The 16,201-nt window shown below is 43.8% G+C and carries 13 protein-coding genes; 3 read left to right on the forward strand and 10 right to left on the reverse strand.

The window, feature by feature from the left end; genetic code table 11:
• Nucleotides 1-35 precede the first annotated feature (35 nt).
• Both AK822_RS13795 and truC read left to right on the forward strand, forming a co-directional pair.
• Complete coding sequence (locus tag AK822_RS13795) at nt 36-734, forward strand: hypothetical protein (RefSeq protein ID WP_060492042.1); 699 nt, start codon at nt 36-38, stop codon at nt 732-734.
• Nucleotides 735-1,148: 414 nt separating this feature from the next.
• Entirely contained in the window at nt 1,149-1,919 is a 771-nt protein-coding gene (gene truC / locus AK822_RS13800) for a tRNA pseudouridine(65) synthase TruC (RefSeq protein ID WP_060492043.1), read from the forward strand.
• 165 nt (nt 1,920-2,084) lie between these two features.
• Here truC and AK822_RS13805 read toward each other — a convergent pair whose 3' ends face one another.
• The 9 genes from AK822_RS13805 to AK822_RS13845 form a co-directional block, all read right to left on the reverse strand.
• A complete protein-coding gene (locus AK822_RS13805; protein WP_060492044.1) occupies nt 2,085-3,029 on the reverse strand; it encodes an EamA family transporter in 945 nt (314 codons plus the stop codon).
• Between the two features lie 158 nt (nt 3,030-3,187).
• Complete coding sequence (locus AK822_RS15295) at nt 3,188-3,532, reverse strand: LysE family translocator (protein WP_060492045.1); 345 nt, start codon at nt 3,530-3,532, stop codon at nt 3,188-3,190.
• A gap of 110 nt (nt 3,533-3,642) precedes the next feature.
• Nucleotides 3,643-4,476: a sulfite exporter TauE/SafE family protein gene (locus AK822_RS13815; protein WP_060492046.1), complete on the reverse strand. Its 834-nt coding sequence runs from the start codon at nt 4,474-4,476 to the stop codon at nt 3,643-3,645.
• A gap of 77 nt (nt 4,477-4,553) precedes the next feature.
• Nucleotides 4,554-5,054, reverse strand: a complete 501-nt coding sequence (locus AK822_RS13820; RefSeq protein ID WP_060492047.1) for a flavin reductase — start codon at nt 5,052-5,054, stop codon at nt 4,554-4,556.
• A 136-nt stretch (nt 5,055-5,190) separates the two neighbouring features.
• Nucleotides 5,191-6,237 carry a methionine synthase gene (locus tag AK822_RS13825; protein WP_060492326.1) on the reverse strand — a complete coding sequence of 349 codons (1,047 nt, stop codon included), beginning with the start codon at nt 6,235-6,237 and terminating at the stop codon, nt 5,191-5,193.
• Nucleotides 6,238-6,290: 53 nt separating this feature from the next.
• Nucleotides 6,291-7,328, reverse strand: coding sequence for a DUF1852 domain-containing protein (locus tag AK822_RS13830; protein ID WP_060492048.1), 1,038 nt, complete (start codon nt 7,326-7,328; stop codon nt 6,291-6,293).
• 420 nt (nt 7,329-7,748) lie between these two features.
• Nucleotides 7,749-8,363: a YceI family protein gene (locus tag AK822_RS13835; protein WP_060492049.1), complete on the reverse strand. Its 615-nt coding sequence runs from the start codon at nt 8,361-8,363 to the stop codon at nt 7,749-7,751.
• A 201-nt stretch (nt 8,364-8,564) separates the two neighbouring features.
• Entirely contained in the window at nt 8,565-11,666 is a 3,102-nt protein-coding gene (locus tag AK822_RS13840; protein ID WP_060492050.1) for an efflux RND transporter permease subunit, read from the reverse strand.
• The gene (locus AK822_RS13845; RefSeq protein WP_060492051.1) at nt 11,663-12,991 is read right to left on the reverse strand and encodes an efflux RND transporter periplasmic adaptor subunit; all 1,329 of its coding nucleotides are present in this window, start codon (nt 12,989-12,991) and stop codon (nt 11,663-11,665) included. The genes AK822_RS13840 and AK822_RS13845 overlap by 4 nt, the downstream gene beginning before the upstream one ends.
• A 487-nt stretch (nt 12,992-13,478) precedes the next feature.
• Between AK822_RS13845 and AK822_RS15200 the strand changes: the two genes are divergently transcribed.
• Nucleotides 13,479-13,607 carry a hypothetical protein gene (locus tag AK822_RS15200; RefSeq protein WP_265088293.1) on the forward strand — a complete coding sequence of 43 codons (129 nt, stop codon included), beginning with the start codon at nt 13,479-13,481 and terminating at the stop codon, nt 13,605-13,607.
• A gap of 128 nt (nt 13,608-13,735) precedes the next feature.
• Here AK822_RS15200 and recG read toward each other — a convergent pair whose 3' ends face one another.
• Nucleotides 13,736-16,024, reverse strand: a complete 2,289-nt coding sequence (gene recG / locus AK822_RS13850) for an ATP-dependent DNA helicase RecG (RefSeq protein ID WP_087945730.1) — start codon at nt 16,022-16,024, stop codon at nt 13,736-13,738.
• Between the last annotated feature and the right edge of the window lie 177 nt (nt 16,025-16,201).

Genomic DNA, 16,201 nt, shown 5'->3' on the forward strand with positions numbered 1-16,201 from the left:
TTCGCATTCAACTAATAATATATAAGGTGGGTATGATGCTAGAAGTTGATTTTTTTAAGCAAAGTGGTGTTTACTTCCGAATAATTGGTAACTACTTTCTACTAGGGGATGGGACGAATGGTCACATTAGAGATCTAAAAGAATCAGTAGAAGAGCTTTGCGAAGCAGTTTATTTTATAACTGAAATAGACTGGGCACCTATAGATAAATACTTAGAGGACAACAAAAAAAGTTACGGAAAGTTTGAAGAATGGAATAAAACAGCATCCGAGCTACCTGAGGATGATTGGAGCGCTTTACATTGGGCATCACTATTAATTGAACAGCAAAAGGGGATGGTTGAGCTGTCTAAATCCTCAAGAACTGAAGTTCGTCAAATGGTAGCTCATGCTGGTTATTGCTTAAGTTATCTCGCTAATGATAAAGATGATAGCGTACGTAGAGAGGTAGCTGAACAAGGTTATAATTTATCAGGCTTTATAAAAGATCGCTCTTATTATGTTAGAGAAGCTGTTGCTGAGCAGGGTTATGGTCTAGATGTATTATATAAAGACAAAATAACTGCTGTTAGAGTAGCTGTAGCAAGGCAAGGGTATAGGCTAGATGTAATGATCGAAGATAAGTCGCCTTATGTTAGAGCGGAAGTAGCTAAGCAGGGATATGGAATTGATAAGTTATCGAATGATAATAGTAAAATTGTTCAACGAGCAATTAAAGAATATGAGATGAATTAAGATAGAACCTGTATAGGCATAGGTGATATAAAACCCCAGAAAGTGCTTAAAACATTAGTTATTCAGCTAAGATCAATGATTTGAATATAGTATAGATTAGTACTTTCTCAGTATGATACTTTATTACTCCAAAATGCAACTTAAAGTTCTGATTACTATCATCCAGTATGATATTTTATTATTTTTAGTGTTAATTCATAAGTAGCAAAATCAATACTTTACGAGTATCTCAGTATGATACTTTATTACTCACTGACAATCAATTATTTACTTTTTGCACCGAGTCCTTCGCTATCTGGTAAGAATAAGATAGCGAAGGATTTTTTTGTGAATAACGAAATAGAAAAATATCAGTAATTTATATAATTCAATCACTTATATAATTACTGTATCTACAGTATGGACAATGAGAACATGGATATCGAAAGCGGCACCGCCAATCAAATCACTAACCAAATAGAAATAATCTATGAAGATGAATTCCTGGTGGCAATTAATAAAGAGGCTGGTCTATTGGTGCACCGCAGTTGGCTGGATAAAGGCGAGACACGCTTTGCCATGCAGCTCACCCGTGATGCGGTAGGTTGTCATGTATTTCCGGTGCATCGGTTAGACAAGCCTACATCGGGCGTATTATTGTTTGCCAAGAGCTCAGCCGTGGCGCGCAGCCTTGGCGAGGCTTTTACTGAACACAAAGTTACCAAGCAGTATTTAGCCGTGGTGCGCGGCTATATGTCAGAACAAGGCACCGTTGATTATGCGTTGAGCTTTCAACCCGATGCCATCGCCGATAAGTTTGCTGATTTGGACAAACCCGCTCAAGAGGCGGTGACCCATTGGCAAAGTTTGGCACAAATCGAACTACCATTTGCCGTATCAAAAAAGCATGACACGAGCCGCTATAGTCTTGTGCGCTTGACACCCGAGACTGGGCGCAAGCATCAGCTGCGTCGGCACATGCGACATGTATTCCATCATATCGTGGGTGATACCAGCCACGGCGATATACGGCACACACGATTTTTTCGTACTCACTATGATTGTACGCGCATGTTGCTGCATGCTCAGACTTTAGCGCTTAGCCACCCCGTCACTGGTGAGCCGTTATTGCTAAAAGCTAAATTAGACGACCAATGGATGCGTATCTTAGAAGAGTTTTCTTGGGTGGACAGCACTAAAGATTAAACAGCGTAGGTTTTATCTTAGATAGTCATATCAAAGAAGTCGACATACTGATGCTAGATATGAAGGTTCGGCACCCTAGTAAGGACTTGAACCTTCGGCTATGAGCGTTTGGATTTTTATTTTTATTTACCGTAAGCGCTGTTATAGGAATAAGAACAGCTAATATCATATTGGCTGGCGCTTTCTTCCCATTTTCATTTTTATATTCGCTAGCACCAACCCCGACAATATCAATATCATTGCCAGCATCTTCCACCATGTCACGACCTCTCCTGTAAGCAGCACTGAGGTTGTCATACCGAATACTGGCACCAATAGAGCAAACGGCATAACCTTAGAAGCCGTATTTTGACTAAGCAGATGCGCCCACAGTCCAAAGCCTATCAGCGTTGAGACATACACGATAAACCCAAGTGATAACCAAGACTTAAGCGATGCCTCGTTAAACGTCGCCAGCTGCCATGCCTCGGTCTCAAATATGAGAGAAGATAGCGTTAAAATCACGCAAGCGATCAGACCACCCCAAACCACGAGAGCGAGAGCAGACAATGCGGATGCCTTATTCCTTCTAGTATTAGACGGAATAATAGCCCCGTCTGATCTTTGCTGCGTCGCTTGTGTTGACGCCTGTTTTGAAGCAATGTTACCAAAGCTCCAGCCTATGGCCGCAATCAAGATACAGATAAACCCAGCCAGAGGCATATCACCACCAAGGTTCAACGCGATGACGCTAAGCCCTAGCACACCGACCAGCATACCGATGATTTGCATGCGACTCACTGCCTCACCCAGTATAAAATACGCCAACAATACGGTAATAAAAATTTGAATTTGTAGCAATAGTGCCGTCAATCCTGCTGATGCCCCTAAGTGCATGGCAGTGAAGACAAAAGCATACTGCATGACAAACGTACCGATAGCATAGATAAGTAATGTACGGTTAAATTTGGGCGGCTTCAGAAAGAAAACCAGTGGCACAGCGGTAAAGAAAAAACGCAGGGCGGTGAGCATTAGCGGTGGAAAGCTTTCAAGCCCCCATGCAATAAAAGTAAAGTTCACACCCCAAATAAAAGTAACCAGTACAGCCAATGCAGTGTATATAGGAGTCATGTAGTTGGCCTAGAAAGTTATGGCTGATTATTATATTTAAAAAAAGTTTATGACAATCTCGTATTAACCATAGGATGCTTTTAGAGAGTGAGCACTACACTTACACACAATAGAACGGCAATGAGCATTAATGTTGCACCGCCTATTTTTGTAATTAACTATAGGTTATCTTGAGCTTTCCATAGATATCGACTGGCTAAAGCAAATGCTTCTGCATAGCAAAAATGGATCAGTAAGACCAGTAGGCAAAAAGCTGAAGCTAAAATTAGAAATTGAGAAAGATAGGCTTGCTCAGTATCGATAAATTGCGGAAATACAGCCATAAAAAATAAGAGAGGTTTTGGGTTAGAAAGGGAGATTAGCAAACCTTCTTTGAATAACCTATCAGTGCTTGTACCGCTAACCTCTAAGTTGCTATCAGACTCTAGGACAAATGATTTTCTCTTTCCAAAGATCATTCTGAAAAACAAAAAAGTATGCCCCAACAGAACCAGACATTTCACCCTTTAAATCCATTAATAGACCACTTAAAACAGACTGATATAACAGAACCACTCAAAATAGACTTTTGAACGATCTAAACGTTGCAGTGTAAACGCGCCAATATAAAGACTTAAACCAGCCCCTTATAAAGGAAATAGCATCCCACAACCGTTAATAACAACGCAAAGCATTTTTTCAATAATTGCGGTGATAGTATATGAGCAACTTTCGCGCCTAGCTTGGCGGTAAAAAAGCTCATGATGCTGATCCCTAAAAAGGCATAAATGTGTACAAAGCCAATGGTGTTAGGCACATCAATTCGTTGCTGCATCCCAAAAAACATAAAACCTAATGCACCAGCAATAGCAATCGGCAGACCACAAGCTGCTGAGGTGCCAACGGCTTTTTGCATCACAACACCATACCGCGTGAGATAAGGCACGGTTAAGCTACCGCCACCAATACCGAAAATGGCAGAAGCGATACCGATAACCCCACCTGCTGCGAGCTGCTTAGGTTTCGAAGGCAGTTGTGTATTAGCATCGTCGGTACTACTAGAATTGGTAGCATGATTAGCAACCTGTTTTTTGCCACCGAAAAACATCTTGTAGGCGACCCAAAGCAAAAACACCCCAACGATGAGCTGAAGATACAGCCCAGATATCTGCCCTGCAATCCCTGCCCCTAAAAAGCAACCAATCGCTAAGCCTGGTGCCAGATTTTTAAAGACAGGCCACATGACTGCGCCTTTTTTATTGTGTGCCATGAGCGAGCTGATCGAGGTGACAATGATGGTCGCCAATGACGTCCCCAATGCCAAATGCATGATATTGTCAGGGCTGTAACCCATTTGCGTAAAGACAATGAATAATAATGGCACGATAATTGTGCCACCGCCCACACCAAATAGCCCTGCAGCAAATCCTGCTAGCGCGCCTATGATTAAAAAAACGATTAATTCCACGGGATATTTACTTCTTATGTAGAGTTAGTACGATGGTTATTTTAGTTCAGTGACAATCAATCAGTTAAAAAGCCAACTTAAGCGATTTCTGCTTGATCCACTTGACCAACCCGAGAATAGGCACGATTAAAATACACCAAACTCTCCTCTTGCTCACTTTGTCTAATGGCGACCACTCGGCACATGAAAACACTGTGCGTGCCCACTTGCTGAATGTCCTCAATCTCACAATCAAAACTGACCAACGCATCTTCTAAAACGGGAGCGCCTGTTTTGAGCGGTGACCAAGAGCCATATTCAAATCGCTCTTGTGAACTCAATTTGGAGGCAAAAGCGTTAGATATTGATTCGTGCTGTGCGCCTAAAACATTGACACTTAACGTTTTATTTTCAATAAAATGGGCATGTGAGCGAGACGTCTGGTTCATGCAAACCAGCAAGGTTGGCGGTGTATCGGTAACGCTACACACCGCAGATGCGGTAAATCCATGAGTACCAGCGCTGCCTTCTGTGGTAATAACATTGACCGCTGTTGTTAACAAAGACATACCATCTCTAAAATCGGTGGCTTCAATCATGACTTAACTCCTAAATTTTAAATCTTTAAGTTCATTGATAACTGAGGTCAATCATGAGTTTAAACAAGCTAGTGTAGGCGGGGTTAAAAACCCAACCTATAAAAGCTAAATTTTGCATCAGTTTATTTAATAAATCCTAAACGGTCAGTTCTTGACGCACAATTGCCGCGCCAGCACTTAATGCTTGCAGCTTACCTCGTGCCACTTGGCGCGATAGTGGTGCCATGCCGCAGTTGGTCGAAGGATACAACTTATCCGCTTCGACGAATTGCAAGGCTTTACGTAGTGTATTGGCCACTTCTTCAGGGGTTTCAATGGTATTGGTTGCCACATCAATGGCACCAATCATCACTTTTTTACCGCGGATCAATTCAATCAAATCCATGGGAACATGTGAGTTTTGACATTCTAAAGAGACAATATCAATATTCGACTGTTGCAATTTAGGGAATGCTTGCTCGTATTGACGCCACTCTGAACCCAATGTCTTTTTCCAATCGGTATTGGCTTTGATGCCGTAGCCGTAGCAGATATGCACCGCCGTTTCACACTTTAGACCTTCAATGGCACGCTCTAACGTGGCAATACCCCAGTCGTTGACGTCATCAAAGAACACATTAAATGCCGGTTCATCGAATTGGATAATATCCACCCCAGCCGCTTCTAATTCTCTGGCTTCTTGATTTAAGATTTTAGCAAATTCCCACGCCAATTTTTCACGGCTTTTATAATGACCATCATATAAGGTATCAATCATGGTCATCGGACCAGGCAGTGCCCATTTGATCGGCTGATCGGTTTGCGCACGTAAAAACTTAGCATCATCAACAAATACAGGCTTTTGACGGCTTACCGCGCCCACAACTGACGGCACACTGGCATCATAACGATTACGAATGCGCACGGTCTCGCGCTTCTCAAAATCGACGCCATCCAGATGTTCAATAAAGGTGGTCACAAAATGCTGACGAGTTTGCTCGCCATCACTGACAATATCGATGCCTGCATGCACTTGTTCTTGCAATGTCAAACGCAGTGCGTCTTGTTTGGCTTCAAGCAGTTGCTCACCTTCTAATGCCCAAGGTGACCAGATTTTTTCAGGTTCTGCTAACCAAGAAGGTTTCGGTAAACTGCCAGCCGTTGACGTCGGTAATAACTTTTGTGTCGGTAATAATATTGTCATACGATTCATCTTCTTATTTATTGGTATTCTCATTTCAGCCAGATTGAGCATGTTTAGGCAGCGTATTCTTTATTCGCACATGCTTCTGCCGCATGCTCATTTACATCATAGCTTGCTGCCCACTCATTAAGAATGGTTTGGTATGGCTTGATGAACTGCTCTTCGGTGAACTTACCTTGTGTCACGGCCATCTGACTACGCTCTGCGCGATCATAGACGATTTGCGTTAGGGAATAATCTTGGTACTTCAAACTCGGTTGATACACTTGACCGGCTGCCGAATTGGCATTATAAATTTCAGGTCGGTAGATTTTTTGAAACGTCTCCATGGTACTAATCGCACTGACCAGCTCAAGATCGGTGTAATCGCTCAGCAAGTCACCCGCAAAATAAAACGCTAATGGCGCGGCGCTACCCGTAGGCATAAAGTAGCGAACGGTTAAGCCCATTTTGGAAAAGTACTCATCGGTTAGTGACCCTTTGTTCAAAGAGCAGCCATCTTGTTTGTATTCAACGCCCAATACAGGGTGCTGATTAGTCGTACGTTGATAGGTTTTACTGGTGGAAACACTCAAGCAAATCACAGGATTTTTAGTGAAATTAGCTTGGTAAGCGTCTGAATTCAATAAATACTGAAACAGCTTGCCGTGTAAGTCACCGAAATCTACTGGCGGCGCAGATAATGGATGTTTGTCGAAATGGTCTAATAAGACGACGCTAAAGTCATAATCGCGCACATAAGATGAGAAACTATTACCAATCATACCGTCAATACGGGTGTTCTCTTTATGATCCACAATCGTTGTTTGCAGCATCTCAATGATAGGGAAAGTATCGCCATTTCCTGCAACATCCATGTCGACAGAAATAATATCAACCTCAACAGAATAACGATCTGCGGTGGGATTATCCCAATGTGCCAAAGCATTAAAACGATTATTTATCATTCTTAACGTTTTGCTTAAGTTCTCTTGACGATGCTCGCCACGCGCCAGATTCGCAAAGTTTGTCGTCAGACGCGTGCTATTTGCAGGATGATAGTTTTCATCAAAACGAATGCGCTTAATTGCACAGCTAAATTCTTTACTCATGATAATCCGCTACCCTAATCTACTCTCATTATTTGAGATAAAACCAAATTTGTGTATGAGGTGAATCATACCTAAACTATTACATGAATAAAAACGATACTATTTAAATATAAGATGAATATAATTCATGTTAATGGAGTTATGGTATGCCATGAGATTGGATAGCGGAGACTTTACGACTTACTCGATAGGATCATTCAGCAAAAAATAAGCCTGTAGAAAAATGAGCTACGCTAAAGAAAGCATAAAGAAAATTTCGATAAACTAACTAACGAATCTAAGGGTTCTCTCATTAAAAAAGCCGAAACTTATTTTCTAAGTCTCAGCCCTTTTTTTGATAATATAAATAGAGAATTGCTTTCTATTGATTTTATTAGCGATAAACATTCTTGAGACTTCCTCAACTTCAACGCGGTCAAACTACTGCCTTGCCGCTTCAATCTGAATGTTTAGCTGAACTTTTTTAGTAATACCCAATAACGTATATTTGCTGATGCCCCATTTCGTTCGATCAATGGTCGTTGTGAAATCCCCACCGCAAACTGGTTTTTTTAATATTGGATTTAGGTAGCAATTGAACTTGGTAGCCGTTAGCGTAATGGGATTAGTCTTGCCATGTAGTGTCAACATACCATCAACTTTGCTGACATTTGAGCCACTACCATCAGTCGTAAAATACCATTTGGTAGACTCAAATTGCGCCAGTGGAAACTGCTCAATATCGAAAAAATCTGCGCTTTTTAACGCAATATCAAATGCTGTATTGCCTGTATTTAGGCTATTCAGAGGAATTACTAACGAGATATTACCGGTCTTAGCCGCTGGGTCATAATCTAGCTGCCCAGTGATATTATAAAAGCCACCTGTGTTGGTAGAGGTATTAAAATGGTCAATAGCAAAGCGTACATTGGTATGAGTGGGGTCGATATCGTAAGTCATCGCCTGACTGCTGGCGATACCTAACATGCTTAGGCATAAGGCTAGTAGCGGCTTTCGAGAGGACAGTATGACTGTCGAGAGGGACATTTGATTCATAGTAACATTCCTTTGCTGTATAAATAATAGAGCCATCACATCCTTTGTGACTGTGCTCTTGTGATTGTGCTCTTATAATTACTCTCTTATATAATGACAACAAGCCCATACTTAATCAATAAATATAGGCTCGTCTATTTTATACATAGCATTCTCACTGCTAACGCTATGTCATAGGTATGATCAAATAAATCCGTTAAATCATAGTTTACTATCTGTTGTTGTCTGCTCTTTGCCACTAGGTACGAGCCATTTAGCAAACCATCCTGACAAATCATCCATCAAAGTATAAACCACTGGAATCACCACAAGGCTTAATAACGTCGAAGTCACCAGACCACCCAATACCGCAGCGGCCATCGGACGACGGAAGGTTGGATCGGCATCACCCCAACCGAAGACTAAGGGCAACATCCCCGCGCCCATCGCAATGGTGGTCATAATAATAGGACGCGCCCGCTTGCGGCAAGCATCGATAATAGCCTCAAAACGCGCCAAACCTCGGCGCTGGGCAATCAATGCATAATCGACCAGCAGGATTGAGTTTTTGGTCGCAATACCCATGAGCATAATGAAGCCAATCATCGAAGGCATCGACAAGCTGCTATTGGTAATAACCAATCCGACAAAGGCACCACCAATAGATAATGGCAATGCCATCAGAATGGTAAAAGGCTGCAACAAACGACCAAAAAGTAGAATCAGCACGCCTAAAATACAAACCACACCGACAGACATCGCAATGATAAAGCCACTAAAAAGCTCTGCCATATTTTCAGCTTGGCCCTGATCAATGATAGTAATCGAAGGCGGCAGTTGCTGCATAGTCGGAACTGCTTTGACCGCTTGTACCAAATCGCCAAGCTCGCCACTCGCAGGTTGTACCGTGATACTAATAGCACGCTCTCGATCCAGTCTACTAATCTGCGCAGGCCCAGTGCCAAAGTCCAATGACGCGACTTCACCCACACGTACACCCTGTCCTGCGGGTAACGAGCTCGGTACATATAGACCTTCTAATTGACTGACATTTTGTTTGGCAACATCTGGTAGACGAATGACGATAGGAATCTGCCGCGTATCCAAATTGAGCTTGGATAAACGCTGCTCATAGTCACCCACCGTCGCCACTCGTAACGTCGTAGCGATGTCTTGCGTGGTCACCCCTTTATCCGCCATCGCCAGTCTGTCTGGCGTCACCGTTAACTCTTGACGCGGCAAACTGCGGTCACTGGTCACGGAGCTAGCACTGGGCAGCCCTCGAATCTCTGACATAATTTGCTGAGCGGTTTGTTCAAGCAATTGCGGATTGGTACTGGTCATAGAGAAGTTATAACCACTCTCTCCACCACTCGACAAACCGACGGTAAAGCGCGCGCCTGGGACTTCTGCCAACAAACTACTTATTTGACGTTCAATCTCTTGCTTAGAGCCGCGCTCTGCACGCGGTGCTAGCACGATATCTAGACCTGCTATATTTTCGGCCTTGCCACCACTAGAGTTTGAGTCCATGCTAGCCTGAGCCTCACCGACTGAGGTAAAAATATTGGTGACTTCAGGCATTGCTAAAATACGCTCACTTGCCAGCGCAGCAACGCGCTCTGTGTCTTCCAGCGCAACGTCAGGTGTCAACTCAATCGCCACACGAGTTTGGTCAATGTCATTATCAGGAATAAACGATGTTGGTAGTAGTTTGACAAGCATCAGTGACGCCACGAATAACACTAAAGTTGCACCCATCGTCAGCCAGCGATGATGCAGTGTCCATGCCACTATTTTGAGATACCAACCCATCAGCGCGCTTTGCTTCTCAACGTGTTTTTTCTCTGGTCGCAATATATACGCTGCCATCATCGGCGTGATAAGACGCGCGACCATCAAAGACGCAAAAATCGATAATGCAGCCGTCCAGCCAAACTGACGGAAAAACTGTCCAACGATACCGCCCATAAAAGCGGTGGGTAAAAACACGGCAATCAAAGTAAAGGTGGTCGCGACTACCGCCAAGCCAATCTCGTCAGCCGCTTCCATCGCCGCTTCATACGGTGTCTTGCCCATACGTAAATGCCGTATGATATTTTCGACCTCGACGATCGCATCGTCGACCAATACACCGATCACTAACGACAACGCCAACAAAGATATAATATTGAGGCTAAAGCCAAATAAGTACATACCTAAAAAGGTGGGAATCACTGATAGCGGCAAGGCGACAGCAGCAACTATAGTCGCCCGAATATTGCGCAAAAATAAGAATACGACGACGACTGCTAACAGACCACCTTCGATCAGCATCCGTAAAGAAGCTTGATAATCTTCAGCGATGGGCGTTGCCCGATCATAGACCTTTTCAATAGTGATATTACCTACATCGGATGACAGCTTGGCAAGCTCTGCATCAACCAGCTCCATGACCTCGACTTCACTGGCACCACGCGAGCGGGTGATGTTAAATGCCACCACCGTTTGCCCGTCAAGCTTAGCAATAGAGCTTGGGTCAGCCGCGCCATCTGTGATTTGTGCCATACGTCCAAGCGCTTGCGTGCCGCCTGCTGGGATTGCCACTTGTAAATCATTGAGCTCACTTGCCCGCTCCACCGCACCAAGGACACGAATCGTCTGGGTGGTTTTGCCCACTTCTGCTTCACCACCAGAGCTGTCCTGCTGAATACCCGTGATTTGATTGGATAGTTGTGTGATAGAAAGCTTAAGACCACTCAAGGTAATCGGGTCAGCTGCGACGGTAATCTCACGCTGCAAACCACCAATACGGCTAACCGTACTGACACCCGGTATGTCAGAAAGACGCTTGGTGACCGTATCATCGACGAACCAAGACAAGTCTTCCACATTCATGTTTTCAGCAGCCACAGAATAAGTGACAACGGGGAATCCTGCGGTTGAAACTTTAGTAATAATAGGGTCATTGGCAGCGGCAGGCAAATCGCCGCGTACCTCGCCTACGGCCGAGCGCACATCATCGACCGCTTCTTGAATATCCTTTTCTAACACAAACTCTGTGACCATGGTGGCAGCACCCGTTTGTAACGTGGTGCGGATATGCTTGATACCCTCAATACTCGTAAGCTTGTTTTCTATCTTTTTTGCGATGTCGTTTTCGAGCTGTGATGGCGCGGCGCCTGGTAAAGTCACCGTGACCACAACTGCAGGTAAATCAATATCAGGAAACTGCTGCACCTTCATTTTCATAAAGCCATAAATACCGCCTAACGTCAGTAATATAAACAGCAAAATGGCAACTAAAGGATTTTTTATCGAGTAAGCAGAAACATTTAAACTCATGGTTTTGCCTGCGCTGCTGTACTCGTTTGGCTAACACCATCAACGATACGCACCAAATCTCCATCATTTAAAAAGCTGCCGCCTTGTTTGACAATTTGACTGTCACTAGGCAATGGCTCTAGCACTGCCACATTTTCGCCAAGTCGCTCGCCCAATGTCACTCGTTGTTGCTTGATACGACCCATGGTCTGACCATCTTGAGTGGTCACATTGGTTACTAGCATCACATAATCATAGCCATCGTTGCTGACGATAGCGCTATTGGGCACCGTTTGCGTACTGGCACTGCCTAATAGGAACTCACCCGTTTGATACATACCTGCCCGTACTTTTGCATTGGCTGCCAAGCTCGCATAGATAGTAATCTGCCGGTTGTTGTCCGCCGTTGGTGCTATACGGCTCACTTTCCCCATTACCGTATCACCATCTGGTAAGCTCACCCGTACTGGCGTCCCGACACTGACTTCACCGACAAGCTTGGGATCAATATCTGCACGCCATTCCAAAATACCACCTTTGATGATAGTAAATAATGGCTCGCCACCAGCAACCATACCGACCTCCGCCATTTTCTCGCTGATGACACCACTGACTGGTGCGACCACTGTTGCATTATCTACACTCAAGCGCTGAGTGCTCAGACGCGCTTTGGAGGCTTGTAGCGCAGCCTGTGCTTGAAGTTTTGCAGTGCGATAGCGATCGGCTTCTTGTTTGCTAATGGCATCAATATCAAGCAGTGGCAATACACGAGCAGCATCAGCGCTGGCATTGGCAAGCGTCGCTTCTGCTTCGGCAACATCTGCCTCTGCTTGCAAGACTTGCTGCTCCATAGCATCGGTGTCAAATATCGCCAATACTTGACCCGCTTTGACGCGATCACCTTCTTCGACCAATATACGCTCGATAGCCACGCCATTGACTTTAGCACTGACATTCGCCGTATCTTTGGCATCAATGGTGCCATCAGCACTGAGTGTGTTACCAATATCATCTTGGCTTGGGCTGACCGTCTCTACTGATAATACCGCCTGCTCAGTACTCTTAGCGCTTGCAGTGGCACCATCACTTGAAGTACGACTAGAAACTGGCGATTCATCGGTCGCGGCTTTATCACTCCCGCCCCAATACTTTCCAAGTAGCACACCAATGATAAGCACGGCTGCCAATACGGGTAACAACCATAACGGTAATTTTGAAGAAGTTTTTTTAGACAAAGTATCAGACTGGCGATACGGTGGTAGCTCAGATGGTTGAGGTGGCTCAATGTTGGTTTCTTGCTCGCTAGTCAATGCTTGCTTATTATTAGGGTGTTCAAAATCACTCATAGTCGGTCTCTATAAATAAGCACGGTACTAACGCCGTAAAAAGTATAAGGGAAACAAAATGATGCAGGCAGAGCTTATCAAAATAGTCTTTTATCATTGTAGACTATCTCGTCATTGGTTCAATTATGTTAAGTATCTACATAGTCAATTGTTGATAGTAATCAAGACATAAAAATAAAGACATAGTAAGATATTGAACTTAATAAAGATTATTAGTAGCAAAGATTATAAAGTGAACGATAAGTAAAGACAAAAGACAGCGTATTCCCAGTTCATTGCATAAGTCTTCTTCGCACAAAATCCCTTGCTTAAAACTTATTCAGCCAATGAAAAAATATATTGTCATATTGAATAGATTAAGATGCGACCATTATATTTGGAACAATCACTCGTAAAAACTAATGATACATACGCCCTACAGTTTAGACTTGTATTTATGGGGTAATTTGTCATTATTAAGATAACTCTACTAATAAAGGAATCCATCATGGCTAATAAATCAGACGTAAAGAAGCTTAAGCAAGAAATTAAAGATACCAAAGCAAAAATTAAGCAGAAAAAGAAAGACCTCAAAGATCTTAAGAAGTCATTGAAAAAGTCGAAAAAAGCTAAATAGCTTTGTTTCCAGATGATGGCTTTACGTCAAAGAATAGAAGAGGATAGCATTGGCTGTCCTCTTTTTTGCTATTAATTTAGCCATTTTTAGCCCATTTAGAGGATAACCGATTGAATTGACTATACGCCTTAGGCATTAGTATAACGACTCGCCTCAGGCATCCAGCGGTGAATCAGTTGGCTGACATCTGCCTTGCGCATAGGATCTGCAATTAAATGTTTGGCTAAACGCTGAGCAATGGCAAACAGCTGCTCGTCACGTATCAGATCAGCCAAATAATAACCGACGTTACCCGTTTGACGTTTGCCTAATAACTCACCGGGACCACGCAACTCCAAATCTTTTTGGGCAATGACAAAACCATCAGTGCTATCACGCAGGACATTTAAGCGCTCTGTACCTGTCTCTGATAATGGCTTTTGGTATAACAGTACGCAATAGCTTTTGGTTGAGCCACGCCCGACTCGCCCGCGCAGCTGATGTAATTGCGATAGACCTAATCGTTCGGCATTTTCAATGACCATTAACGATGCATTAGGTACGTCGACACCGACTTCAATGACAGTCGTTGCAATCAACAAATCCAAATTGCCAGCTTTAAATTCTTGCATGATGGCTTGTTTGTCAACGGATTTCATCTTGCCATGGACAAGACCAATGCGAATATTCAAGCGCTCATTTAAATCCTCATAAGTAGCTTCAGCGGCTTGCGCATCTAGCACACTAGACGCTTCGACCAACGAGCAAACCCAGTACGCTTGCCTACCCGCTTCACAATTAACCGCAATCCGCTCAATGACTTCATCGCGTCGATTACGGTCAATGGTCACCGTAGTAATTGGCGTACGCCCCGGTGGCAATTCATCAATGATAGAGGTATCCATATCACCGTACACGCTCATCGCAAGCGTGCGCGGAATCGGGGTGGCAGTCATAATCAGTTGATGTGGCGTGCTATTCGCCACCCCTTTATTGGTCAGTGCCATACGCTGCTCAACACCAAAGCGATGTTGTTCATCGATAATAACTAAGCCCAATTTGGCAAACTGCACCTGCTCTTGAAACAGTGCATGAGTACCGACCACGATTTGCACCGTATTTTCTGCGACTGCTTCCAATGCTTCGCGGCGCTGCTTCGCCGTTTGTTTACCAGCAAGCCAGCCAACACCGATACCTAACGGCTCAAACCATTGTTTGAAATTGACCAAATGCTGCTCTGCTAAAATTTCTGTGGGTGCCATAACAGCCACTTGCCAGCCACTATCTAACGCATAACCGGCTGCACCCGCTGCGACCAGAGTCTTGCCCGCGCCCACATCACCTTGCACCAACCGCAGCATTGGGATGAACGTTGCCATATCAGCCGTAATATCTTTCATGACTCGTTGCTGGGCACCCGTTAAATCAAACGGCAATGCGGCAAATAGCTTATCAGCCAATGGACTTTGCGTGGCACATTTGGGTGCTTTATGCTGATGCAGTTGCTGACGACGATATAACAAGCTGAGCTGATGGGCGGTTAATTCTTCAATAATCAAACGTTGGCATGCTGCATGAGTACGGGCACTTAACTGGGTGAGTAGCTGATATTGTCGTCCGGCGTCGGTATAAGTCGGCGGTGTATGCAGTAATACTAAGGCTTCAAATATCGTCAGGTTATAGACGTTGTTATTAACTGTTCTATTAGCGACTGTATGGATATCACTGTTTGTATTATTATTGGCATCATAGACATTGGCTTTATTGACACTACTAACGCTATGACCAGTCGTATTATCTGGCACACTACGCGCCAGTGTCGAGAATATATCTTCTGGATACTCCGCCTCTGTTACTACTGTCTTCGTCGGTTCAAAAGGTGCTAATGGCAAGTCAGCCACGACTGCAAAGTCTGTAGGAGTAAACAGCGTCATTGGTAAGCCTTCACTGCGAACCGTCTGTAATGCCAGCTTAATTAAGGTACGCAGCTTATTTTGATGCAAACCTTTAACACTTGGATAAATGGGCTGCAAACCGGTATTTACTACCGTCTCATTACTACTGAGAATTTGATATTCAGGATGGTGGATTTGCTTACCATAACGGCTAACTTTGACTTCGCCAAATAATTGCAGCTGCGTCCCTAAGCTCATGGTTTGTGCAAGACCACGATAAACCTTAAAAAACCGTAGCGATATGGTGCCCGTATCATCATCTACCACGACTGTCATACCGCTGCGCTTGGTATCGACGTGCACCACACGCCCAGTAATCAACGCAGACTGCCCGTGCCCCACCTCTGCTATAGACAGCAGTCGGCTACGATCTTCATAATCACGTGGCAGATGCAGCAATAAATCAAATATTCGTTTAATATTCAATTGCGCCAACTGTTCTGCGACTTTTAATCCCACACCCGCCAGTGCCGTCACTGGCATATCTAGCGCTGAGAGTGGCAGCTCAGACCTAAAATGGTCTGTTGGGCTGGATAAAGAAGCGTTCACCAATACTGACATCAAAGATCCTAACGATATTATTTTTAGTTTTCATATACTCATTCAAGTATTTTCAATATACCGTAGATGATGACAGTTTTTATAAAGCAGCTGTCATCA

This window comes from Psychrobacter sp. P11F6 (assembly GCF_001435295.1).
GTDB lineage: Bacteria > Pseudomonadota > Gammaproteobacteria > Pseudomonadales > Moraxellaceae > Psychrobacter.